This is a genomic window from Arthrobacter sp. 01T425, assembly GCF_056398725.1.
Window position 1 is genome coordinate 451436 of the sequence record NZ_JBFTPY010000001.1, and the last position, 20844, is coordinate 472279.

Annotated in this window: 25 protein-coding genes; 12 read left to right on the plus strand and 13 right to left on the minus strand. The window is 66.3% G+C overall.

Translation table 11 applies throughout. The annotated features are described in order from the left end of the window. Nucleotides 1–24 precede the first annotated feature (24 nt). The 4 genes from AC1DNG_RS02205 (at nucleotide 25) to AC1DNG_RS02220 (ending at nucleotide 3625) form a co-directional block, all read left to right on the plus strand. On the plus strand, nucleotides 25–972 hold the full coding sequence (locus AC1DNG_RS02205; RefSeq protein ID WP_476886515.1) for a TauD/TfdA dioxygenase family protein: 948 nt from the start codon (nucleotides 25–27) through the stop codon (nucleotides 970–972). Next, entirely contained in the window at nucleotides 969–2387 is a 1419-nt protein-coding gene (locus AC1DNG_RS02210) for an LLM class flavin-dependent oxidoreductase (protein WP_476886516.1), read from the plus strand. The genes AC1DNG_RS02205 and AC1DNG_RS02210 overlap by 4 nt, the downstream gene beginning before the upstream one ends. An 88-nt stretch (nucleotides 2388–2475) precedes the next feature. Beyond that, nucleotides 2476–2778 carry a DUF4193 domain-containing protein gene (locus AC1DNG_RS02215; protein WP_028276296.1) on the plus strand — a complete coding sequence of 101 codons (303 nt, stop codon included), beginning with the start codon at nucleotides 2476–2478 and terminating at the stop codon, nucleotides 2776–2778. 94 nt (nucleotides 2779–2872) lie between these two features. After that, complete coding sequence (locus AC1DNG_RS02220; RefSeq protein WP_476886517.1) at nucleotides 2873–3625, plus strand: lytic transglycosylase domain-containing protein; 753 nt, start codon at nucleotides 2873–2875, stop codon at nucleotides 3623–3625. A gap of 83 nt (nucleotides 3626–3708) precedes the next feature. Here AC1DNG_RS02220 and AC1DNG_RS02225 read toward each other — a convergent pair whose 3' ends face one another. After that, a complete protein-coding gene (locus tag AC1DNG_RS02225; RefSeq protein ID WP_476886518.1) occupies nucleotides 3709–4296 on the minus strand; it encodes a hypothetical protein in 588 nt (195 codons plus the stop codon). A gap of 332 nt (nucleotides 4297–4628) precedes the next feature. Between AC1DNG_RS02225 and AC1DNG_RS02230 the strand changes: the two genes are divergently transcribed. Then, entirely contained in the window at nucleotides 4629–5207 is a 579-nt protein-coding gene (locus AC1DNG_RS02230) for a histidine phosphatase family protein (RefSeq protein ID WP_230009858.1), read from the plus strand. A gap of 9 nt (nucleotides 5208–5216) precedes the next feature. Here AC1DNG_RS02230 and AC1DNG_RS02235 read toward each other — a convergent pair whose 3' ends face one another. Then, a complete protein-coding gene (locus AC1DNG_RS02235; RefSeq protein ID WP_476870840.1) occupies nucleotides 5217–6116 on the minus strand; it encodes a C2 family cysteine protease in 900 nt (299 codons plus the stop codon). Nucleotides 6117–6460: 344 nt separating this feature from the next. Here AC1DNG_RS02235 and AC1DNG_RS02240 point away from each other — a divergent pair, with 344 nt between their 5' ends. From AC1DNG_RS02240 to AC1DNG_RS02260, 5 genes are all read left to right on the plus strand, one after another. After that, on the plus strand, nucleotides 6461–7105 hold the full coding sequence (locus AC1DNG_RS02240) for a DNA alkylation repair protein (RefSeq protein WP_476886667.1): 645 nt from the start codon (nucleotides 6461–6463) through the stop codon (nucleotides 7103–7105). A gap of 121 nt (nucleotides 7106–7226) precedes the next feature. Then, nucleotides 7227–7715: a histidine kinase gene (locus AC1DNG_RS02245; protein ID WP_476849190.1), complete on the plus strand. Its 489-nt coding sequence runs from the start codon at nucleotides 7227–7229 to the stop codon at nucleotides 7713–7715. Nucleotides 7716–7792: 77 nt separating this feature from the next. Beyond that, nucleotides 7793–8638: a DUF4097 family beta strand repeat-containing protein gene (locus tag AC1DNG_RS02250; protein WP_476886519.1), complete on the plus strand. Its 846-nt coding sequence runs from the start codon at nucleotides 7793–7795 to the stop codon at nucleotides 8636–8638. A gap of 32 nt (nucleotides 8639–8670) precedes the next feature. Then, entirely contained in the window at nucleotides 8671–9615 is a 945-nt protein-coding gene (locus tag AC1DNG_RS02255; protein ID WP_476855832.1) for an ATP-binding cassette domain-containing protein, read from the plus strand. Continuing rightward, entirely contained in the window at nucleotides 9612–10448 is an 837-nt protein-coding gene (locus AC1DNG_RS02260) for an ABC transporter permease (protein ID WP_476855833.1), read from the plus strand. Before AC1DNG_RS02255 ends, AC1DNG_RS02260 begins: the two co-directional genes overlap by 4 nt. Nucleotides 10449–10652: 204 nt before the next feature. Here AC1DNG_RS02260 and AC1DNG_RS02265 read toward each other — a convergent pair whose 3' ends face one another. The 11 genes from AC1DNG_RS02265 to AC1DNG_RS02315 all read right to left on the minus strand — a co-directional run bounded on the left by AC1DNG_RS02265 (nucleotide 10653) and on the right by AC1DNG_RS02315 (nucleotide 20001). Continuing rightward, nucleotides 10653–11690 carry an LLM class flavin-dependent oxidoreductase gene (locus tag AC1DNG_RS02265; RefSeq protein ID WP_476886520.1) on the minus strand — a complete coding sequence of 346 codons (1038 nt, stop codon included), beginning with the start codon at nucleotides 11688–11690 and terminating at the stop codon, nucleotides 10653–10655. A gap of 68 nt (nucleotides 11691–11758) precedes the next feature. Further along, complete coding sequence (locus tag AC1DNG_RS02270; RefSeq protein ID WP_476886521.1) at nucleotides 11759–12079, minus strand: hypothetical protein; 321 nt, start codon at nucleotides 12077–12079, stop codon at nucleotides 11759–11761. 411 nt (nucleotides 12080–12490) lie between these two features. Next, nucleotides 12491–13429: an NmrA family NAD(P)-binding protein gene (locus tag AC1DNG_RS02275; protein ID WP_476886522.1), complete on the minus strand. Its 939-nt coding sequence runs from the start codon at nucleotides 13427–13429 to the stop codon at nucleotides 12491–12493. Nucleotides 13430–13575: 146 nt separating this feature from the next. Beyond that, complete coding sequence (locus AC1DNG_RS02280; RefSeq protein ID WP_476886523.1) at nucleotides 13576–13956, minus strand: hypothetical protein; 381 nt, start codon at nucleotides 13954–13956, stop codon at nucleotides 13576–13578. A gap of 6 nt (nucleotides 13957–13962) precedes the next feature. Continuing rightward, nucleotides 13963–14280: a hypothetical protein gene (locus AC1DNG_RS02285; RefSeq protein WP_476849183.1), complete on the minus strand. Its 318-nt coding sequence runs from the start codon at nucleotides 14278–14280 to the stop codon at nucleotides 13963–13965. Nucleotides 14281–14324: 44 nt separating this feature from the next. Next, the gene (locus AC1DNG_RS02290) at nucleotides 14325–15623 is read right to left on the minus strand and encodes a Y-family DNA polymerase (protein WP_476886524.1); all 1299 of its coding nucleotides are present in this window, start codon (nucleotides 15621–15623) and stop codon (nucleotides 14325–14327) included. 8 nt (nucleotides 15624–15631) lie between these two features. Continuing rightward, the gene (locus tag AC1DNG_RS02295) at nucleotides 15632–16063 is read right to left on the minus strand and encodes a LexA family protein (RefSeq protein ID WP_230010920.1); all 432 of its coding nucleotides are present in this window, start codon (nucleotides 16061–16063) and stop codon (nucleotides 15632–15634) included. Nucleotides 16064–16322: 259 nt separating this feature from the next. Beyond that, nucleotides 16323–17090: an SCO1664 family protein gene (locus tag AC1DNG_RS02300; protein WP_476886525.1), complete on the minus strand. Its 768-nt coding sequence runs from the start codon at nucleotides 17088–17090 to the stop codon at nucleotides 16323–16325. Further along, a complete protein-coding gene (locus AC1DNG_RS02305; RefSeq protein ID WP_476886526.1) occupies nucleotides 17090–17656 on the minus strand; it encodes a DUF3090 domain-containing protein in 567 nt (188 codons plus the stop codon). Before AC1DNG_RS02305 ends, AC1DNG_RS02300 begins: the two co-directional genes overlap by 1 nt. A 24-nt stretch (nucleotides 17657–17680) precedes the next feature. After that, on the minus strand, nucleotides 17681–18373 hold the full coding sequence (locus AC1DNG_RS02310) for a histidine phosphatase family protein (protein ID WP_243177522.1): 693 nt from the start codon (nucleotides 18371–18373) through the stop codon (nucleotides 17681–17683). Between the two features lie 467 nt (nucleotides 18374–18840). Next, on the minus strand, nucleotides 18841–20001 hold the full coding sequence (locus tag AC1DNG_RS02315) for a hypothetical protein (RefSeq protein ID WP_476886527.1): 1161 nt from the start codon (nucleotides 19999–20001) through the stop codon (nucleotides 18841–18843). A 208-nt stretch (nucleotides 20002–20209) separates the two neighbouring features. Between AC1DNG_RS02315 and AC1DNG_RS02320 the strand changes: the two genes are divergently transcribed. Both AC1DNG_RS02320 and AC1DNG_RS02325 read left to right on the plus strand, forming a co-directional pair. Beyond that, complete coding sequence (locus tag AC1DNG_RS02320; RefSeq protein ID WP_476886528.1) at nucleotides 20210–20542, plus strand: DUF1648 domain-containing protein; 333 nt, start codon at nucleotides 20210–20212, stop codon at nucleotides 20540–20542. A 42-nt stretch (nucleotides 20543–20584) separates the two neighbouring features. Next, nucleotides 20585–20830 carry a hypothetical protein gene (locus tag AC1DNG_RS02325; RefSeq protein WP_476886529.1) on the plus strand — a complete coding sequence of 82 codons (246 nt, stop codon included), beginning with the start codon at nucleotides 20585–20587 and terminating at the stop codon, nucleotides 20828–20830. Nucleotides 20831–20844 lie beyond the last annotated feature (14 nt).

Sequence of the window (20844 nt, forward strand, 5' to 3'; positions counted from 1 at the left end):
CACAGACCAAAGGACACAACCACCATGTCGACAACCACCGAAACCCGGCTCGAATTCCGGCAACTCAGCGCCCGCATCGGCGCCGAGATCCGGGGCCTGGACCTCAGCAATGACCTCAGCGACGCCACCATCGCCCAGATCCGTGCGGCCCTGAACACCCACAAGGCCCTGGTCTTCCGTGACGCCAACGTCCACGACGACGAAGCCCAGGTCCGCTTCGCCGCCCGCTTCGGCCCGCTCACCCAGGCACACCCAACCGTGGCCTCCGTCGAGGGCAAACCTGCCGTCCTGCCGGTGGACAGCGAAAACGGCAGCGCGAACAACTGGCACACCGACGTCACCTTCGTCGTGAACCCGCCGCAGGCCTCCACCCTGCGCAGCATCACGCTGCCGGCCTACGGCGGCGAGACCCTGATCGCCTCCGCGGCGGGTGCATACCAGGACCTGCCGGAGGAACTGCGGAACTTCGCCGACACCCTGTGGGCCATCCACACCAATGATTACGACTACTCCGTACCGAAAAACCTCGAGCACGCCAACGCCGGTGAGCGGCGGAAGGAATTCACCCGGATCCACTTCGAGACCGCCCACCCCGTGGTCCGGGTCCACCCACTGACCGGCGAGCGCGGCCTCTTCATCGGCGGCTTCGCCCAAAGGCTGCGCATCGTGGGACTGTCCAACACCGAATCCAAGGACATCCTGCGGCTGCTCCAGGCCTACGTCACCCGTCCCGAGAACGTGGTCCGCGTCAACTGGGAACCGGACCAGCTGGTGCTGTTCGACAACCGCATCACCCAGCACTACGCCCCGGACAACTATGACGGCCAGCCCCGGCAGCTGAACCGGGTCACGGTGGCCGGCGAGGTACCCCGCGGCGTCGACGGACGCAGCAGCACGTCCATCCAGGGCGACTCCTCCGTCTATTCCGACACGCTCGAACTGCGCGCCGACGTTCCCGGAGTTCAGCTGTGAGCGGGGCACGGCAGCTGCACCTGAACGCGTTCCTGATGAGCACCGGTCACCACGAGGCCTCGTGGCGGCTGCCGGAAAGTGACAGTTTCGCCGGGACGGACGTCGCGCATTTCCAGCAGCTGGCCCGAACGGCGGAACGCGGCACGTTCGATTCGATCTTCTTCGCGGACTCACCGGTGCTGCACGGCGACGTCGGCCAGCGGCCCTACGGCACACTCGAGCCGACCGTCCTGCTCGCCGCCATCGCCGCCGTCACCGACCGCATCGGGCTGATCGCCACGGCGTCCACAACCTACAACGACCCCTACAACCTGGCCCGCCGGTTCGCTTCCGTGGACCACATCAGCGGCGGCAGGACCGGGTGGAACGTGGTCACCACCGCCGGAGACGCCGCCGCGAGGAACTTCTCCCTGCGGGACCAGCCGGCCCACGCGTTGCGGTACGAGCGGGCCGCGGAATTCCTCGACGTGGCCCGCAAACTCTGGGACAGCTGGGAGGACGACGCCGCTCTCGGCGACAAGGAAGCCGGGACCTGGGGAGACAACACCCGGGTCCACCCGGTCAACCACTCCGGCACGTACTTCAGCGTCCAGGGGCCGCTGGACGTGCCACGCTCCGCCCAGGGCCACCCGGTGATTGTCCAGGCCGGCTCGTCAGAGGACGGCAAGGACTTCGCCGCCCGCTACGCCGAAGCGGTGTTCACGGCGCAGCAGACGCTGCCGGACGCTCAACGCTTCTATGCCGACCTGAAGCGGCGAACCGCCGCCGCCGGCCGTGACCCGGGAACGATCAAGGTGCTCCCGGGCATCGTTCCCGTCATCGGCTCCACCGAGGCCGAGGCGCGGCGGCTGGAGCAAGAACTCGACGAGCTTATCCACCCGGAGCACGCCAGAAGGCAGCTTGCCGGGGTGCTGCGGGTCCCCGCAGCATCCCTGGCCCTGGACGCCGAGCTGCCGGACGACCTGCCCTCCGAGGACGAGATCGAAGGGGCCAAGAGCAGGTACACGCTGATCGTAGACCTCGCGCGGCGGGAACGGCTGACCGTGCGCCAGCTCATCGGCAGGCTCGGCGGCGGCCGCGGCCACCGCACCTTCTCTGGCACCCCTGGGCAGGTGGCCGACGCGATCCAGGAATGGTTTGAGGCCGGGGCGGCGGACGGCTTCAACATCATGCCGCCCGTGCTTCCGTCCGGCCTGGACGCCTTCGTGGACCACGTCATCCCGATCCTGCGGGACCGCGGACTCTTCCGGCGCGCATACAGTGGACGGACGCTCCGCGAACACTACGGGCTGCCCCGGCCGGCCAACACCTTCGCCTCGGCTGCCCGCAGCAGTCCGGCGGGCCCGGGCCCGGCGGGTTCCCAGGACCCCATGCCGGTGCCGGTCGACGAGGTCCCGGGACTCCGTTCGGCCTGAAGGACTTGGTTCACATGAGGCAGCGACGCGCGCAATGGTGTACGTTGGCTTCCCGTCAGAACTAAACACAGGAATGAGAGTCACCCCCGTGGCAACCGATTACGACGAAGTCCGATCCGACGTCAAGGAGTCGCAGGATAATTCCCTGCAGGCGCTGCAATCCGCCAACGCCCCGGATGCCCGCAGCGTTGTCCGTGAACTGGATGAAGCCGACGCTTTTGACGATGCGATCAGCCCGGGCGGGGAAATTGTCGCCGAGGAACTCGTCGTGCAGGTCATCCCGCAGGCGCAGGACGAATTCACCTGCTACTCCTGCTTCCTGGTCCGGCACCGGTCCCAGGTCGCACGCGAAAAGAACGGCCACGCTTACTGCGTCGAGTGTGTTGGCTAGGGCCATGGCCTCCCGCGTGTCCGGCGCCGGCGCGGTTTTCCGTGCCGCGCCGGACACGCGGGCCAGCACCGTCGCCGGCCGGCCCGCTTAGTCCATGCTCCGTCTGAAACGCCTTGCCGTGCTCGGCCTGTTCGTATTTTGCGTCATCACCGGGTTCTTGTTTTGGGTCTTCCGGTTCTCCGGGGCGGAGACCCGCGTGGCCCTGCCCGCGCCGCCGCGGGCAGAGGCGAAACTCGAATCGCTGTCCGCCGGCATCACCTCCGCCGTGAACATCACCCGGAGCGCGGACGCCGAGTGGCTCACCCATGCCGCCGCGCAGACCGGCATCCCCGCCCGGGCGCTCCAGGCCTACGTGGCGGCGGCCACTGCGGCCAACACATCGGCCCCCACCTGCGGGATCGGCTGGAATACGGTGGCAGCGGTGGGCTTCGTCGAATCCGGCCACGGAACGTACGGCGGCGGCAGCCTGACCGCCACCGGTCAGGTGAGCGGGCCAATTGTCGGTCCGAGCCTGAACGGTGACGGCTTCGCCGCGATCCCTGATTCGGACGCCGGCGCCCTGGACGGTGACGCCCGGTGGGACCACGCCGTCGGACCCATGCAGTTCATTCCCTCCACGTGGCAGATCGCAGGCCGGGACGGGAACGGGGACGGAACAGCCGACCCGTTCAACATCGACGACGCCGCGCTAAGTGCCGCCTCGTACCTGTGCGCACACGGTGGTGACCTGACCACCGCCGCGGGCTGGGCCGACGCGATCTACTCCTACAACCAGTCCGATCCGTACGTGGACCATGTCCGCGACCGGGCCACTGCCTACGCAGCACAGTCGGGCACTCCCGGATAGCGCCACCGTGCAGCTCGACTTAGTCTCCGGACACCTTGCCGACTCCCATAGTGATTGGCAGCGGCCGGCCGCGCTCCGGCCGGCTAAGCCCATGCCCTGGCAACCAGGTCTCCTGCAGGACCGAGAATGAAGTCCACATTGAGGGATGCGCTGGGCCCCTCACCCATAGAGATCTTCTCGTCGAAAGACCCAAAGGTTGCCGGCAAGAAGTACCCCACGTTGTCCCAGTAATACTGGAAGACATACAGGAGGGGATCTTCGATCGTATCCAGGTCCTCCCCAAGGCGGTACACAACAATGGCCTTCTGGCGGACCTCTTGGGAATTCGAGCACCAGGGCAGAATCAGCCCTCCCGCATTAGCCGTATTTCCAGGCGGAATCTGATCCGTGTCCCTTGGAATGATCCCCACGGGATCGCCCGGGCCAAAGAGGGGATTCCACTCAAGGTCCTCGTAGAACAGGTTCACGCCCACATCGGCTGGCTGTCCCGGCAGACGGGTTCGGTTGGTGAGCCTTTCCAGGCCCGAATTCCACAGTAGTGGTCCTCTGCGGTCCTGGGCACCGTACGAAACCTTCTTCCGCGACGCGGAAATGGACGCCCCCGCCGCGTCTTTGGCGGCCCTGGCCGCAGTTACCGTCTTGGGGCCTTGGGCCGGTTGCTCGAGATCCATCCTTACTTCTCCTGTCCAAGAGGTGACCGGAGCGCTCCCGTTGGTGACCGCAAGCGGCTCCGCCGGGGAGGGGCTCAAGGGATGCAATATGCTCCGCCGTGCAGCGGTTGTTGCGGCATGAGGGCTCCGTCCGGACGGTTATCGGCCATCTGAGGAATGACTCTCGTGTGAACTTTGCGTCCGGTGCTTGCCATGCGTCAAGGGACTATGCGAAGTGGCGGTGTATTGTGATCGCTCTTTGCCGCTCTTTGCCGATGACGAGGATGCTCGCGGCGGCTCCCAGACCGGCGCCTCTGTCATCGCCAGCCTGCCGTCAGGGCAGAATGGAAGGCATGACATCTACGACGTTCGCCCTCATCCGCCATGGCCAGACGGACTGGAATGCACAGCGCCGGCTGCAGGGATCCACCGACATTCCTCTGAACGACGTCGGCCGCGGCCAGGCTCGCGACGCCGTCGCCGTCCTGTCCGGCTATGAATGGGACGCGATCGTGTCGTCACCGCTGAGCCGTGCCGCGGAAACCGCCGATCTCATCGCCGCCGGGCTCGGCCTCAGCGTGGCCCGGCGCGTGCCGGAGCTCGCCGAGCGCAGCTTCGGACCCGCGGAGGGCCTTCAGGACGGTCCTGAACTGGACGCACTGCGCATCCCCGACGGGTTCCGCGGCGCAGAAAGCGAGGACGAGGCCGCCGGCCGAGGGTTGGCCGCGCTTGAGGCGCTGGCCGAGGAATTCCGTGGCCGCCGCGTCCTGGCCGTCGCCCATGGCACGCTCCTGCGCGTGAGTCTCAGCCGCGCCGTCGGCCGCACCCTGGACAGCATCGACAACGCCGTGCTCAACCTGGCCCACCACCATGCCGTCGACGGCTGGCAGCTCGAATACTTCAACGGCGAGCGGGCCATGGCTGCCGTTTAGGGCTGCCGCTCAAGGATATGTTGGTATCGCGATGTACTGGTTGATGTTCGTTGACTGGAAGGTCGCAAAAGCCAGCGTGGTGTGGCCACCCTCCGGGTCACCTACCACAACCGTTTGGTCGGAGGGATTCAGACCCAGCAATGCGTAGGAATGGTCGGAGACCAGCTCGCCGTCGGAGTTGGACGTCCCAAAGGTCACGAGGCCTTTCGTGAAATCCTGCTGCATCTGCTCAAAGCTCACTCCCGTCATGGGGCCGCCGGGGTTGCGGTCGACGCCCACTTCGCCGGTGATGGCATAGAGAGCATTGTGTACATCATGATCCTGGGCGTTGCTGAGGTCGGTGCCATCGATGCCGTTGTAGCTGTTGCCGTTCGCGGCCGCCCACCCTTTCTCGATAATCGCGGCCCATGACACGTTTTTGCCATCGATATTTTCGATGCCGTTTTCGAAGGGCTTGCCGCGGCGGTACGGAAGATCACCGTTGACCGTGACCGTCACCGGATTGGACACCCCGTCGTACTTGCTGTGGAAGGAAATGGTGTAGGTGCCGTTGCCGTTGTCATGGACCATGTTCAAGACGGTCGCAGGGGCCCGGGACGCCACTGTCATCAACGCTGCGAGGAAATAGCAATCGCCGGCGTCACCCTGCTTGATATTCGTCAAGTCTCCGGAGAGATCCGGGTTTCCGGAATCATCAAGCGCAAACAGAACCTGATTCGGGACCTTCTGGAAAGCCGCACGTCCCGATACCGAAGGATTACTCACCGGGGCCCCGGACGCTCCCGGAGGCGTCGTGACCGGTGACCGGGTAGTCACGATCCACGCAATTCCAAGAATTACCATCACCGCCACCACTGAGAAAATGACGGCGGCACGAATTTTTGCCGGCCTGGATCCTGCACGTTCCATGTTCCGAGCCCTCCCGTCCTGCGGGGTTCCAGCCCCGCAACGGCACCGCCGCGGCAACCTTCCGGGGGCTGCCGCCGTCGGGTCTCTCCCGGTTGATCAATTCATCAGCTGATCAACAGCTTGCCGCAGGCAACCAGTCTGGGGCAAGGGGCAGCGGGCGATTCACAGGTGAGCACCGGACGCTCACCGGCGTGCGCGGCAACGGTGCAGTCGTCTGTTTTCGTCGCCAAGCCGCTTATTGCCGCGGGCGGCCGAACCGCCGACGTATGCTGAATCGCACAAGCAACGGACAGGAGGCCGAGGTGGCCCAGACGACGGAAACCGGAACGACGGCGGCCGAGGTGATGGCCGAGCTGGCTGACCTCGAGGACCCGAGGATCCGGGACGTGAACGCCAAGCACGGTGACGACCACGGGGTGAACCTCGGCAAGCTGCGGGCGTTGGCCAAGCGGCTCAAGACGCAGCAGGAGCTGTCCCGTGAGCTGTGGGGGACCGGTGATACCGCGGCGCGGCTCCTGGCGCTCCTGATCTGCCGTCCGAAGGCTTTCGATCGTGATGAGTTGGACGCCATGTTGCGCCAGGCGCACACTCCCAAGGTGCAGGACTGGCTCGTCAACTATGTGGTGAAGAAGAACCCGCATGCCGAGGAACTGCGCGTGGCCTGGTTCGCCGATCCGGACCCGCTGGTGGCAAGTGCCGGCTGGGCGCTGACCACCGACCGCGTTGCGAAGAAGCCGGAGGGCCTCGACCTGCCAGGACTGCTCGACATCATCGAGGCGCAGATGAAGGACGCCCCGGACCGCTTGCAGTGGGCGATGAACCACTGCCTGGCCCAGATCGGGATTGAGCACCCCGCACACCGCGCCCGCGCGATCGGCATCGGCGAGCGCCTCGAGGTGCTCAAGGATTACCCGACGCCGCCGAACTGCACCTCTCCGTTCGCGCCGATCTGGATCGCCGAAATGGTGAACCGACAGGACGCCAACTAGGACTCAGGGCGGGGGGCCTTTCACCCGTACTCACCCTCATCGAGCCGCCGCACCAACCTGCGGATCACCCGTGACACCACGAAGGCTTGACGTGACACCACCGTGGTGTCACTATGGTGGCATGGAACTCGGACAATACGTCAACGACCTACAGCGGCAGCTAGTGGATGCCGCGGAGAACGGCTCGGAGGACACCCGCGCCGTGGCCGAGCGGCTCGCCGCCGGACTGGACGCCGCGACCCGGCTCGTGCTCCTCGACGTTCTCTCGGCTGCGGTCGGCGAGATCACCCGCGACCTCGCACCCGGATCAGTCGACATGCGGCTGCGCGGACGCGACGTCGAATTCGTGGTGACCCAGCCGAACCCGGAATCTGACACCGACGAGCGGCCGGCCGCACCCCTCGACCTCGACGACGCGAGCACCTCGCGCACGACGCTCCGCCTGCCGGATGCCCTCAAGACGCGGGTGGACGAGGCCGCGGCCGCTGACGGCCTGTCCGTCAACACCTGGCTGGTCCGCGCGGTCGCAGCCGCTCTCCAGCCCAAGCAGCGACGATCCGCGCAGCGCACGCTGCGCACCGGCGACAACTTCGCCGGCTGGGCGCGCTAAACCGCCCACCGCACCACACCCACCAACCACGCGGACCCGCGGGGTCGATCAAACACACCCAAAAGGAAGGCGCCAGCATGCCCACCTACGACACCCCCACCCCCATCGACCTCGCCATCAAACTGCAGGTCGGCGCGATCGAAATCATCGCCACTGACCGTGACGACACGGTCGTGACCGTCTCGCCGACGAACCCCGCGAAGGCAGTCGACCGCCGGGGCGCGAAAGAGACCAAAATCGACGTCGACGGCCAGCGGCTCATCATCACCGGCCCCCGGCCCCGCATCAGCTGGATCGGCCCAACCGAGTCGGTCGATGTGAAGGTCGAGCTGCCTGCCGGGTCGCGGCTTACCGCCGAGATCGGGGTCGGCGGCGTGCGCGCCGTCGGATGCCTCGGCGCAACCCGGATCAAGAGTTCGATGGGCCGCGTTGATCTCGACTCCACCGGCGACCTGTGGCTGCGCGCCTCGCACGGCAACGCGACCCTCGGCACCGCCGAGGGCGGGATCGAGATCACGGCCGACCACGGTCAGATCCGGATCGGCAAAGTCACCGGCGACGCGATCCTCAAGGCGTCGCACGGCACCATCCTGATCGGGGAGTCCGGCGGCGACCTTGAAGCGAAGCTCTCCTACGGCGACCTCGAGATCTCGAAGGCACTCGGCTCTGTCGCGGCGAAGACCGCCTACGGCAGCATCCAGCTCGCAGAGGTCTCGAGTGGTTCCATCCAGGTCGAGAGCGGCTTCGGCCAGGTCACCATCGGCGTGCGGCCCGGCGTTCCCGCCTGGCTCGATCTGTCCTCGAAAGAGGGGCACGTCCGCAACCAGCTGGACAGCGACCGCGCTCCGGACGCGTCCGAACAGACCGTCGCAGTGCGTGCACGCACCCAGCACGGCGACATCAGCATTCAGCGCGCTCAATGACTCCGGGCCACCAACAGAAGGGAACCAAGCACATGAACACGCCAGCAATCGACGTCCGCGGGCTGCGGAAGTCCTACGGCGCAAAGGCCGTGCTCGACGACGTCGACCTCACCGTGGACGCGGGCACAGTCACCGCGCTGCTCGGCCCGAACGGCGCCGGCAAGACGACGACCGTGCACATCCTGTCCACCCTGGTGCGGCCCGACGGCGGCACGGCACTGGTGAACGGATGCGACGTCGTGCGCGACCCTGACGGCGTCCGCGCCGCGATCGGCCTCACCGGCCAGTTCTCCGCGGTGGACAAGCTGCTCACCGGCGAGGAGAACCTGCTGCTGATGGCCCGGCTGCGCCATCTTGGAGCGAAGCGCTCGAAGGCCCGGGTGGCCGAGCTGCTTGAGCAGTTCGACCTCGTCGAGGCCGCCCGTAAGCCGCTCGCCACCTACTCGGGTGGGATGCAGCGCCGCCTCGACCTCGCCATGACCCTCGTCTCGGCGCCCAGCGTCATCTTCCTGGACGAGCCCACCACGGGCCTGGACCCGCGCAGCCGCCACACCATGTGGGACATTGTCCGCAGCCTGGTCGCGGACGGCACCACCGTGCTGCTCACCACCCAGTACCTGGACGAAGCGGACGAACTCGCGGACCGCATTGCGGTGCTCGACGGCGGCCGGCTCGTCGCCGAGGGGACGCCGGACGAGCTCAAGCGCCTGGTGCCCGGCGGACATATCCGGCTCCGGTTCGCCGACGCCGGGCGGCTCGACGCCGCCTCCCGCCTGCTCGGCGAGTCCGCCCGCGACGACGCCGGGCTCTCGCTCACCGTGCCGAGCGACGGCGGTGTCGGCGCGCTGCGCACCGTGCTGGACCGCCTCGACACGGCCAACCTGGAGGTCGACGACCTCAGCATCCACACCCCGGACCTCGATGACGTGTTTTTCGCGCTCACCGGCCGGGTCGAGACGAAGGGAACCGAATCATGACCACCATCGCCGCCAAGCGCCGGACGGCCCCGGGCACCCGCCAGCAAGCGCACGTCATTGCCGACTCGGTGACGATGCTGCGCCGCAACCTGCTGCACATGCTGCGCTATCCGGGCCTGTCGGTGTTCACCATCGTGGGGCCAGTAGTTCTGCTGCTGTTTTTCGTGTTCGTGTTCGGCGGCACGCTCGGGGCCGGCCTGCCCGGCGCGGATCCGTCCGGCGGGCGCGAGGCGTATGTCGCCTACGTCATGCCGGGCATCCTGCTGTTGACCATCGCCGGCAGCGCAGGCGGCATCGCGACGACCGTGTCGATGGACATGACCGAGGGCATCACCGCGCGGTTCCGGACGATGGCGATCTCGCGGGCCGCGGTGCTCGCCGGGCACGTGCTTGGCAATACCATCCAGGCGATTATCGCCGTCGTGCTTGTGCTCGGCGTCGGCCTCCTGATTGGCTTCCGCCCGACCGCCGGGTTTGTCGAATGGATCTCCGCCGCAGGTCTGATCGTGCTCATCGCGTACGCGATCAGCTGGCTCGGGGTGGCCATGGGCATGCAGGCGAAGTCGGCCGAGACCGCCAGCAACCTGCCCCTCGTGCTGACCTTCCTGCCCTTCCTCAGCAGCGGCTTTGTGCCGACCGAGTCGATGCCGGAATGGCTGCAGTGGTTCGCGCAGTACCAGCCGTTCACGCCGTTCATCGAGGCCATCCGCGGGCTGCTGCTCGGTACCCCGCTCGGCTGGAGCCCGGTGCTGGCAATCGGGTGGTGCGTCGTGATTGTGGTCGCCGGGTACGCCTGGTCGATGGCGATCTACGAGCGCAAGTCGGTGCGCTGAGCCCGGGTGCACCCGGTTTCTGCGGGCGGTCGCGAGCGCATCGCGGCCGCCCGTCCTGTGCTTCAGCCGAAGTGGCGTTCGGCGTCAAGGCTGCCCCGCGGGTGAGTGCCGGCCGGACCGGCGTCGTCGCCGTCGCACTGGCGTTGCAAGGCTGGATCCCGCAAGTGTCGACGGCGCGGTGCCCGGGGAATCTGTCACGAGGGGTCAGCGCCAGCCGAGCTGCGGCGCCACATACTTCAGGATCGACTCGATGACGTGGGCGTTGTAGTCGACACCGAGCTGGTTCGGGACCGTGAGGAGCAGGGTGTCTGCCGCGGCGATCGCCTCGTCCTCGGCCAGCTTCGCGGCCAGCTCGTCCGGGGCACCGGCGTAGGAGCGGCCAAAGACCGCGCGCGTTTTCTCGTCGATGTTGCCCACCTGGTCGGAGCTGTGGCGGTCGCGGGCGAAGTATTGCCAGTCGCGCTCGTCCGTCAGCGCGAAGATGCTGCGGCTGACCGAGACGCGCGGCTCCCGCTCGTGCCCCGCCTCCTTCCAGGCCTGCCGGTAGAGCTCGATCTGCTCGGCCTGCTGGACGTGGAAGGGCTTGCCGCTCTCATCATCCTTGAGCGTGGAGCTCTGCAGGTTCATGCCGAGCTTCGCCGCCCAGATGGCCGTGGCGTTCGAGCCGGAGCCCCACCAGATGCGCTCGCGCAGGCCCCCCGAGTGCGGCTCCACGCGCAGCAGGCCCGGAGGGTTCGGGAACATCGGGCGGGGGTTCGGCGCCGCAAAGCCCTTGCCAGTGAGCACCTCGAGCAGACGCTCGGCGTGCCTGCGACCCATGTCGGCGTCCGACTCGCCCTCGGCGGGGGCGAAGCCGAAGTAACGCCATCCGTCGATGACCTGCTCGGGTGAACCCCTGCTGATGCCCAGCTGCAGCCGGCCGCCCGCGATCAGGTCGGCCGCGCCAGCGTCTTCTGCCATGTAGAGCGGGTTCTCGTAGCGCATGTCGATCACGCCGGTGCCGATCTCGATGCGGCTTGTCCGGGCCCCGATCGCGGCGAGCAGCGGGAACGGGGAGGCGTATTGCTGCGCGAAGTGGTGGACTCGGAAGTAGGCGCCGTCCGCACCCAGCTCCTCGGCCGCGACCGCGAGGTCGATCGCCTGCAACAGCGCGTCCGACGCGGTGCGCGTGCCGGAATCCGGGTGGTCGGTCCAGTGGCCGAAGGACAGGAATCCGATGTTCTTCACACCGGAAACGAACATGGTAGCGGCGGTTCTTATTCCCGCGGGCCCTCAGCCTCGCACCCCTCCCGCGGCACGCCTGGCGCCCCTTAGGCGGGACCGGGGGATCGGCCGGCCGAGTAGGGGGTCCGGAAGAGGGTGATTCCCCATTCCGGGTTGTGCAGCACGATTCCAGTCTCCCGCTGTGCAAACTGAAACGGAGCCTGAAGGTATCGTTTCATCCGCGCCTGTTCCTGGTCCCACGGGAAGTTGCACGTGCCCAGGGAACTTTCCAGTGTCCCCACATCCGGCGTGATCGTTTCGCCGGCAATGCTGACCGTGACCGCATACGAAGCGCAGGGGATACGCACGGACATCACCGTGCGGCCGCCAACGCTGCCGAACCGTACCGCGTAATCGCCGGAGCTCATTCCCGGATCACGGGGCACAGAAGCCGGCGTCATGGAACCGGATGTGAAGTACTGGCACTCCAGCGCTCCATTGCCTACGACTTTCTCTGCACGCTGTGGCCGGCATTCATCTAAACCGTGCCCGGGGGCAGGCGGAATCGGCGGAGCCGGGGCGAGGGTCATGCCTGGTGACAGTCCGGCGCCCGTCGATGGTGCGGCCGTGGCGGCGGGCGGTTTGGTGACGGTTTGCTCGCCTGCCGACGTGCTGAGTGGGAAAGTTGACGCGCAGGCCGCGGTTAGCGCGACGACGGCGAGGCATACTACGGACAGCAGTGTCGGCGTCGTGTGCAATCCATAACGAGCGGGTCCCCCGGGCGCGGCCATGATCCGAACCCTAGGGGTTCGGGGCTTGTCCGTGCAACAACCCCCAGGCTAGGGGACCGGGGCCGGTGAGCTCTGCTGCACGTGCTGGTCCAGGACGTCCCGGGCGGTGGTCCACGTCCGGCTCCCGTACCGGTCGTTGCTGACGTAGTTCAGGGTCGCGTCGCCGCTGAACATGCTGGCGAAGTACTGCATGCCCTGCCACGGCGGGAACGGCTTGTCAGAGGCCGGCATGAGGGCTTTGACGGCCCGGCTCATAGCAGTCAAGGAGCCGACGCTGCCCGCGTAGAGGAGCCCGAATTGCGTTCCGGTCAGGTCGGACATGGTGGCTGCCAGGGTCCTTGCCGTGACCTGGTCTCCGGCGATCTGAAGGACGCGGGGCGCCCGCTCGTCGAGGGCGGCGGCGGCGGTGTAGGAGGCAGTGTCATCCTTCGTGGTGAAGTCGAGCACCTGGTCGGCGTCGGACCAGAAGAGCACCCGACGCCGGGAGAACAGGATCATGGGGGCCTGCCCGGAGAGCATGTCGGTGAAGGCGCCATTGAGGATGGACGTGGCCCGGATTTCGGTGGCATCCAGCCGCTGTGCAAAGTCTCGGCGGAACTGCAAGTTCCGGTTGCTTCGGGGGCGGATTCCGCGGTAATCGATGGAGTAATCGGAAGGGATGAAACGCGGTACGCCCACCGCGGCCGCCGCCTCCAGCAAGCGCGATTGGGCGTCGAAAATTGCGCTGTCCACGCCGTTGATCGCGGAGACTACGCAGTCAACATCCGCGCAGGCCCTTCGGAGGGCCACCGGATCGTCGTAGCCCGCCTGGATCACTTCGACGCCTTGGGCGCGGAGCGGCGCAATGCGCTCCGTGCTGGTCCCAGGCCGTGTCAGGACCCGAACGGTGGCCCCCAGGGCGACCAAATTCTGCAGGATACGCCCGCCGAGATCGCCGGTGGCGCCGGCCAGAAGGACAGTGCCCGGAGTGGGAGTCGTCGGGATCATGGTTCGCACCTCAAGTGTCGGGCGGAAAGGGATGGTGGGCTAAAGACTACCAACGGCAGGGCAGCTGCGATTCCCGCGTGTGACTCAATGCATCCCGGGCCGGACTGATCAGCGGAACCGTTGGACGTCGGTTCGCGGGCCGGCCTCTACTGCCAGCGGTGGGATTCCAGCGCGCGAAACAGGGGAGCGCGGCCGCTTTTCAGATGGTCAACGGGGCGGGACCCGCCGAGTTCCCGGCAGGGTGTAACCATCCAGGCCGTGAAGTAGTTGTGCGGAACCTTCAGTTCTATGGCGCGCTGGAAGAGGTCGACGACGGTCGGGTGGAGGTGGCCGCCGGCGACGAATTGGAATCCCGGGCAGAACGTGCCGTCGTCGATGAAGACGCGGACGAGCTGCTGCATTACAGGGTCGGGGTCGTCCATCAGTTCGGCGAGGCGGCGGCGGACCTGTTCCAGAGCGGGCAGCGTGAATTCTTCCCTGATCCCCGCCCAGGTCTGGTCGTTGATCGGCTGACGGTGCAGTGTCACCGTTGCCTAGCCGCCGTCGCTGATGTCGTCCAGGAGCCACTGGACGGAGCGTGGATTCCGGCGCAGCGTGAAGGTGCGCAGCGCTGAATTAGCCCCCAGCCGGGCCTCGACGCGCCAGTATTCGGTACCGGCCGGGTTGGCGCCAGCGGCGGCCGTGCATCGGGTGCCCCGCCCGGCGTCACCGCCGATCCAGTGCCGGGATTCGGTGGCCGGATCGACAAGCCAGATCCGTCCGTCGTGCCGGATGGCAAGGGGCTTGCCTGCCGGGTCGAGCCGTACTTGAAGGTCAAGGGTTCGTGTGGGGTTTTCGGTGCTGAGGGTCATGGGGGTGGTCTTTCGTGGTGCGGTGCTGCGGGGGCGTGTTGGCGTTAGGCGGCTTTGACGAGGGGGAGTTCGTCCCAATGGGTGGTGTAGCGGGGGGAGAGCATGTCCCGTTTCATGGTCCAGTCCGGCCCGCCCCGTATGCCGGCGTGGCCGAGGCCGATGGAGCCGCGCCCGTATCGGCGGGTCACATCTTCCAGGAGGGTTCCGATGTGGCGTTCCTCGTGCGGATTTTGGAACAGGGCCAGCGGTGCCTGGTTGCCGGTGGGCCGCAGGTCGGTGACCATGATGCCGGCCCGGGCGTATTTGATGCCTTCCTGGATGTGGGGCAGGAGGGCGTGGGCGGCCCGGGTGAGCAGGACGGGATCGGCGGTGGGCATCGGCAGCGGCACGCACACCGAGGGGTAGGAGGTGTCGTTCGGGTTGAAGTGCGAGGTGCCGGCGAAGGCGGTGAGGACCTTGGCCTGGAGGCTGTATTTGGCCAGCCGTGCCGATGCCTGCTGGCCGTAGACGGACAGGACCTGCCGCATGCCGGCGGCGGTGGTGATGGGGGTGGCGAAGGAGCGAGAGAAGATGAGCTGGTCCCGGCCGATCCGTTCTTCCTCCATCGGGATGCACGGCGTGCCCTGCAGCTCCAGGACGGTGCGCATCATGACCACGGAGAAGCGGTCCCGGATCATCACCGGGTCGGCCCGGGACAGGTCAAGGATGGACTGAAGCCCTAAGGCGTTGAGGCGTTTGGTCAGGCGCGTCGCGACGCCCCAGATTTCGATCACAGACAGCCGGCCCATCAGCGCTTCTCTGGTGGCGGCGGGCACGGAGTCCCAGTGGCAGACCCCGTCGAAGGCCGGGTTGTGCTTTGCCCATTTGTTGGCCAGTTTCGCGAGGGTCTTGGTCCCGGCGATCCCGATGCAGACCGGAACCCCCACGTTGCGCCGCACGGCTGCCTTCATGGTCTGGCCCAGGACCAGCAGGTCCTCCTGCGCGCCTTTGACGCCCAGGAAGGCCTCGTCGATGCTGTAAACCTCCAACCAAGCGCTGTAGCGGCCCAGCAGTTCCATCACCCGGGCGCTGATGTCCCCGTAAAGCTCGTAGTTGCTCGAGAGGGCAACAAGTCCCCACTCCTTCGCCCGCGGGGCGAGTTTGAACCATGGTTCACCGAGGCCGATGCCGAGAGCCTTGGCTTCCGGGGACCGGGTGACGGCGCACCCGTCGTTGTTGGACAGTACGACGACGGGCCGGCCTTCGAGGGACGGGTCGAATGCCCGCTCGGCCGAGGCGTAGAAGCAGTTCACATCCACGTGCGCGATCTGCGGCATCCGCCGCATCGGGGAGGGCTTAGACATGGTGTGCCTCAAACATGGTGCAGGCAGCGGGTCGCGACGCCCCAGATGACCAGATCCGACACGGACGGAACGCGGATGTCCGGGTAGGACGGATTCTCCGCCTGCAGCACGACGCCGGCGGCCGTGATCCGCAGCCGCTTGATGGTCAATTCTCCGTCCAGGACGGCTATGACTACGGACCCGTCCTTGGGTTCCAGGGCCCGGTTGACGATCAGTTCATCCCCGTCGCTGATGCCGGCGCGTTCCATCGAGTCTCCGGAGACCCGCACGACGTACGTGCTGGTGATGTCCTTGATCAGATGCTCGTTCAGGTCAATCCGCCCATCAAAGTAGTCCTGCGCCGGCGATGGATACCCGGCCGCGACGGGGACCGGAGAGATCAGCACCGACAGCAACGACATGCCCGCGTCTATCACGCGGGGACCGACAACAACGCCCACAACACACCCTTATTCGAATATATGTTCGATACATTCAGTGTAGCCGGATGGGCCGACAAAAGTTGGACTCTGCCCATATCCCTCGGCTGCGTGGGCAGCGCGGTTTCTCCTCAACATCGCAACACCTGACTGAAGGGGTGCTGTATATGGGACGCTCGGCGCGTCGTCTGCGGAAGGTGGGGCCTGCGGGCTTGGTTGAGCGTAGGCGCTGTTATCGGCGTATGGGCAGCCAAATTTTGACAGTTGAGCCGCAATTCCCTTAGAACAGCGGCCAGGGCACCGCCGACATCTCACCGCTCGGAGCCGGAAACCGCCCTGCCAAGCGCAACCGTGCGCAGCGCGCGGCGAGCGATGCGATTTCTTCGGCGCTGAGCAAGTCCGCCAGGTTTCGGCCCAGCCCACCGTGCAGTCCTTCGCTGACACGATCGATGCCGTCGCGTTCCTCGGCGGTCAGAGCGTCTCCCAGCCATCCCCACAGCACCGTGCGCAGCTTGTGGTCACGGTGAAAGGTGAGCCCATGGTCCACGCCGTGCCGGTGTCCGTCCGTCATGGCAAGAATGTGGTCGCCTTTGCGGTCGGCGTTGTTGACGACCATGTCGAACACCGCCATGCGTCTGAGCGCTGGCGAGTCTTCGTGAACGAGGGCGACCATCCGTCCGTTCTCATCCCGTCCCTCGAGAACATGTTTCCAGCCCGTCTCCGGCACCTGGTCCGTCGCGACCAGGTTCACGGCGCTTTGGGCGGGGTCTTGCTCCTGCCAGAGCTGCACCATTCCTTCGCCCAAAGGACCATCGCGCAGGCAGGTGCGCGGCACCACGTCCCAGCCTAAGACTTGCGAGACCAGGTAGGCGGCCACCTCCCGGTGAGCCAGGGTGCCGTGGGGAAAATCCCACAGCGGACTTTCGCCTGCTATCGGCTTATAGACGACCACCACGTCGCCGATGCTGCCCAGAAATGTAGCGTTTGAAGCCCTCGTGATGCGGCCGGTGAGCGTCAGCTCGGCGGTCACTAGGTCCGGCGCTGGCATCAGACCTCGGGAAGGGTGCAGATGTGCCCGTCGGCGTCTATGGGGTAACCGCAGAGCGGGCACGTCGGACGCCCGGCGCCCACGATCTCACGGGTGCGCTTGGCGAATGCGCGGGCGGTGCCGACCGGCATTCGCACCAGCAGCATTTCGGACTCGTTAGCGCCGCCCTCATCAAGCGGTTCCTCGTTGTCATCAGCATCAGCATCAGCATCGACGTCGGTGATGGGGTAGGCCTCAATTACGACCTGGGCCGTGGTTGGGTCCCAACCTAAGCTCATGGCGCCGGTGCGAAACTGCTCCTGAACGGCCTCGAGCTGGTCATTGTCGACAAGTTCAAGGGGAGTGCTCGTGGGAACGCTGAAGGGGTTGCCCTCGACGGTGATGAGCTGGTCGAGAATTTCGTCGATCTTCTCCGCGAGCAGAGCCGACTGCTGCTTCTCCAGGGCAATACTCACGATCTGCGTCCCTGCGCGCACCTGCAGGTAGAACGTGCGCGCCCCTGGAAGGCCAATGGTGCCGACGACGATTCGATCAGGCCAGGCAAACTCGTGAACACGTGTAGGCATGTCAGTATTTTAGGCACATGAGGTTCATGGCGCCTTTTGCCCTGCACCGCCGCCCACCGGCGCATCGCCAGAGTGGATGCCGTTCGACAGCCACGACAGGTCACCCGCGTCGGTGTTGGTCGCGTAGACGCTCGGCCGACTAGCGCCGTAGCGCACGATCGATACGGAGGCGGGGCCCACGTTAATACGCTGGAACAGGTCAAGGTGCATGCCGAGCGCGTCGGCGAGGATTGACTTGATGATGTCGCCGTGACTCACCGCCACCCACACGGCCCCTGGCCCGTACTCGGCTTCGAAGGCTGCATCGTGGCGTCGAATCGCTGCCACCGACCGAGCCTGCATCGCGGCCATGGATTCACCGCCGGGAAAGACGACGGCGGACGGTTGCGACTGCACAACCGGCCACAAATCCTCGGTCGCGAGATCACTGAGCGTGCGGCCCTGCCACTGGCCGTAATCGCACTCGGTGAGATCGAGATCGACCGGCGCGTACGGCGTGCCAGCCTGGCGATCGAGGATGAGCTGGGCGGTCTGCTGACAACGCTCAAGAGGGCTCGACACCACCCCGACTACGGGCACGGCCGCGAGCCGGTCTCCGGTCAGAGCCGCCTGGTCGCGCCCGATCTGGTCCAGGCTGACGCCGACGGCCCGACCGGCCAGCAGTCCAGTGGCATTGGCTGTGGTGCGGCCGTGCCGCACGAGAATAACTGTCGCCATCCACCCAGCCTAACCACCCGGTCGATGGCGGTGTGAACCGTACCGGGTCGCGCCTCGAACAGGCAGATAAAGCCCTGGCGGAACCCTTCAAACACACCGGCACGCTCAAAGCCGCCCAGACGGACTCGGCACGGATCAACCGGCTCATGGCCGGCGCAGCAAAACCGGAAGAACCGGCACAGCCAGAACCCCCGGCCGAAACCGACCCCCGCATGGAGGAAGTCCTGTACCCGCTCCGCGCCGGATCCAGTAGTTCCGGCCCTCTCAGAGTGGTTGCGCCAAGTAATTCTGGCCCCGGTAGGACGGTTATCGCTGGCCCCACTTCGTGCATGGAAAGACAGTTCCGGCAACGTCAAGTAGCGCGGTCAGATGGTTCGCGGTTCGACGGGGATGCTTCGTTGTCCGGACAGAATGCCGATCGTCAAATTTTGATGAGAAGCAGTCCTGGGACCATGGTGGCGCTTTGGTCAGGCCCACTTGGACAGGAGGGCCGCATTGGCTTCTCGCAGGAAGATTAGATCCTCTTGTGGTGGGGCTTGCGGAGGGGCTGCCCACCACTCGGTGAGGTTGTCCGCAGTCACTAGCCTCCGCCCAGCATCGAGAGGAGTTACACGCCAGCGGTCGGTGGGCTGGAGGTCTGGGTGGTCGGGTCCGAGGACCTGAATCGCGAAGATGCCGGGCACGGAGCTCTTCACGAATCCGTGGTCGGCGCTGAGCTCCAGGTCTCCGGGGCCGGGGACGAGTATCGCGTGGTGACCGCGGATGTAATTGTCCGGTAGGTCGGGGCCCGGGGTTGCCCTTTGGAGCATCACACTCCCAGGGGTGACTAGTCCGAAGATGATTGGGGACATTTGGGCGTAGTCGTACAGAGAGGCCGAGTCGGCGAGGAGCCGCATCAGGGACGCCCCGGCGTCGTCCTTGCCCTTCTTGATCTCGGTGCCGGCGAGGATCCAACCTTCACCGGTGAACCGGACGTACCAGTCCCCGTTGACTGTGGGGAAGATCAGGTCCGCCCATCCGATGTCCTCGCAGCAGCGGGTCAAGACGCCGGCGACCTGGTGTGGTTCGCATTGGGTCATCGTGAAGTGGATTCCCGCGAGGATCGGTGCGGTCGCGTTGGCTGCTGCCCAGCCGGCGATCTGGTCAACAATGTTCTGGAAGGCGGGGCTGTCCACGGCCCATCGGTCCAGGTTCTTCTTCACGGGTCGAAAGAAGAGGGGCGTCTCGTTGTTGTCCAAGGCTGCGTCGACGGAGCAGATCGCGGCGCAGTACGCGTAGCGCCCTGTGCGGGGTCTGGGGCCGGGGCGGTCGGCGCATGCCGTGATGGTTCCGGTGAATCCGAGGGGCGCGATTGCGTCGGCGATCATGGTCGCAATCTCTACGGCGTGTTTGGGCGTCATAACGGGGTGCACGTAGATTGCCGTCCCCTTGCTCACTTCAACCGCATCGAACCGTTGATCGAGGTGCTCCGGCATTCTGATTCCGGTGATAGCGCCGTCGATGTCATCAGCTGATGGCTGGTCCGATCCGCCGTCAGGCTTGCAGAGGAATCCCTGGGTGAACAGTGCGTCGGTGTTCACCCTGCGGATCTTGACCTCGTCGATGGTGATGCCTGTGCGATCACCCATTGAGAGCCCCCTTCAAGCTGTGTAGGCGCAGTAATCCTCGGAGACCTTGGCCCCGCTCGCGACCGAGGTGAGCTGCCTGGCTAGACCTAGATCAGGATTCTGTTCACGGGCGGCATTTTCTCAAGAAGTTATGGGCCAAGGCAACACAGTGGACACCGGCCTGAGGCCAGATCCTCCGCGGTTTCCCTGGCTCTGGCCGGCCCCTGCAGTGATCGTCATCGTCGGCACGGTCATAACAGGCGTGATCAGTTACCCGTCGGTGCCCGACGCGCTCGCGGTCCACCAGGGCGCGAACGGCGCGCCCAACCGGCTGGCAGCCAAGTCGGTGGGCTCCGCGTTCTCTCAGGTGTTCGTGCAACCCGGTGTGACCGGGTTGCTAGTGGGTCTCGCGGCGGCCACCTTCCACAGCCGGCCCGACCTCGACCCGGCGCGCCCGCTGGCCTCGGCGCGCTGGTACCGGCAGTACATGTCGCTGGGCGTCGAAGCGCTCTTCGGGCTGGTCGCGATGATCGACGTGGGGATGCTGGGCTCGTCGCCTTGATGTGGACCGGGACGGTCACGCCGTGGGCAGTGGGCGGGACTGGTGGTCGCGCTCCCGATCCCGGCCGCCGTCGTGGTTGCCGTCGTGGTCCTGGCCAGGAACAACCGCGAGCGCGATGAGGGTGAGAAGGACACAGTGCTGACCCACCGGGACGACGACAAGTACTGGCACGGTGGCCTGGTCTATATCAACCGCGAAGACCATGCGCTGATGGTTCCGCGACGGTTCGGCCTGATCGACGAAATTCGAGGCTTCGTCCATCCCGTGGTCCTCGGGCAGGCCGAGTGACCTCCGAGAACCAA

Excerpts from the sequence above, each read along its gene's own strand:
- AC1DNG_RS02205 (WP_476886515.1), top strand. The coding sequence starts at position 25 with ATGTCGACAACCACCGAAACCCGGCTCGAATTCCGGCAACTCAGCGCC.
- AC1DNG_RS02220 (WP_476886517.1), top strand. The coding sequence starts at position 2,873 with ATGCTCCGTCTGAAACGCCTTGCCGTGCTCGGCCTGTTCGTATTTTGC.
- AC1DNG_RS02225 (WP_476886518.1), bottom strand. The coding sequence starts at position 4,296 with ATGGATCTCGAGCAACCGGCCCAAGGCCCCAAGACGGTAACTGCGGCC.
- AC1DNG_RS02230 (WP_230009858.1), top strand. The coding sequence starts at position 4,629 with ATGACATCTACGACGTTCGCCCTCATCCGCCATGGCCAGACGGACTGG.
- AC1DNG_RS02235 (WP_476870840.1), bottom strand. The coding sequence starts at position 6,116 with ATGGAACGTGCAGGATCCAGGCCGGCAAAAATTCGTGCCGCCGTCATT.
- AC1DNG_RS02240 (WP_476886667.1), top strand. The coding sequence starts at position 6,461 with ATGGCCGAGCTGGCTGACCTCGAGGACCCGAGGATCCGGGACGTGAAC.
- AC1DNG_RS02245 (WP_476849190.1), top strand. The coding sequence starts at position 7,227 with ATGGAACTCGGACAATACGTCAACGACCTACAGCGGCAGCTAGTGGAT.
- AC1DNG_RS02250 (WP_476886519.1), top strand. The coding sequence starts at position 7,793 with ATGCCCACCTACGACACCCCCACCCCCATCGACCTCGCCATCAAACTG.
- AC1DNG_RS02255 (WP_476855832.1), top strand. The coding sequence starts at position 8,671 with ATGAACACGCCAGCAATCGACGTCCGCGGGCTGCGGAAGTCCTACGGC.
- AC1DNG_RS02260 (WP_476855833.1), top strand. The coding sequence starts at position 9,612 with ATGACCACCATCGCCGCCAAGCGCCGGACGGCCCCGGGCACCCGCCAG.
- AC1DNG_RS02265 (WP_476886520.1), bottom strand. The coding sequence starts at position 11,690 with ATGTTCGTTTCCGGTGTGAAGAACATCGGATTCCTGTCCTTCGGCCAC.
- AC1DNG_RS02270 (WP_476886521.1), bottom strand. The coding sequence starts at position 12,079 with ATGAGCTCCGGCGATTACGCGGTACGGTTCGGCAGCGTTGGCGGCCGC.
- AC1DNG_RS02275 (WP_476886522.1), bottom strand. The coding sequence starts at position 13,429 with ATGATCCCGACGACTCCCACTCCGGGCACTGTCCTTCTGGCCGGCGCC.
- AC1DNG_RS02285 (WP_476849183.1), bottom strand. The coding sequence starts at position 14,280 with ATGACCCTCAGCACCGAAAACCCCACACGAACCCTTGACCTTCAAGTA.
- AC1DNG_RS02290 (WP_476886524.1), bottom strand. The coding sequence starts at position 15,623 with ATGTCTAAGCCCTCCCCGATGCGGCGGATGCCGCAGATCGCGCACGTG.
- AC1DNG_RS02300 (WP_476886525.1), bottom strand. The coding sequence starts at position 17,090 with ATGCCAGCGCCGGACCTAGTGACCGCCGAGCTGACGCTCACCGGCCGC.
- AC1DNG_RS02305 (WP_476886526.1), bottom strand. The coding sequence starts at position 17,656 with ATGCCTACACGTGTTCACGAGTTTGCCTGGCCTGATCGAATCGTCGTC.
- AC1DNG_RS02310 (WP_243177522.1), bottom strand. The coding sequence starts at position 18,373 with ATGGCGACAGTTATTCTCGTGCGGCACGGCCGCACCACAGCCAATGCC.
- AC1DNG_RS02315 (WP_476886527.1), bottom strand. The coding sequence starts at position 20,001 with ATGGGTGATCGCACAGGCATCACCATCGACGAGGTCAAGATCCGCAGG.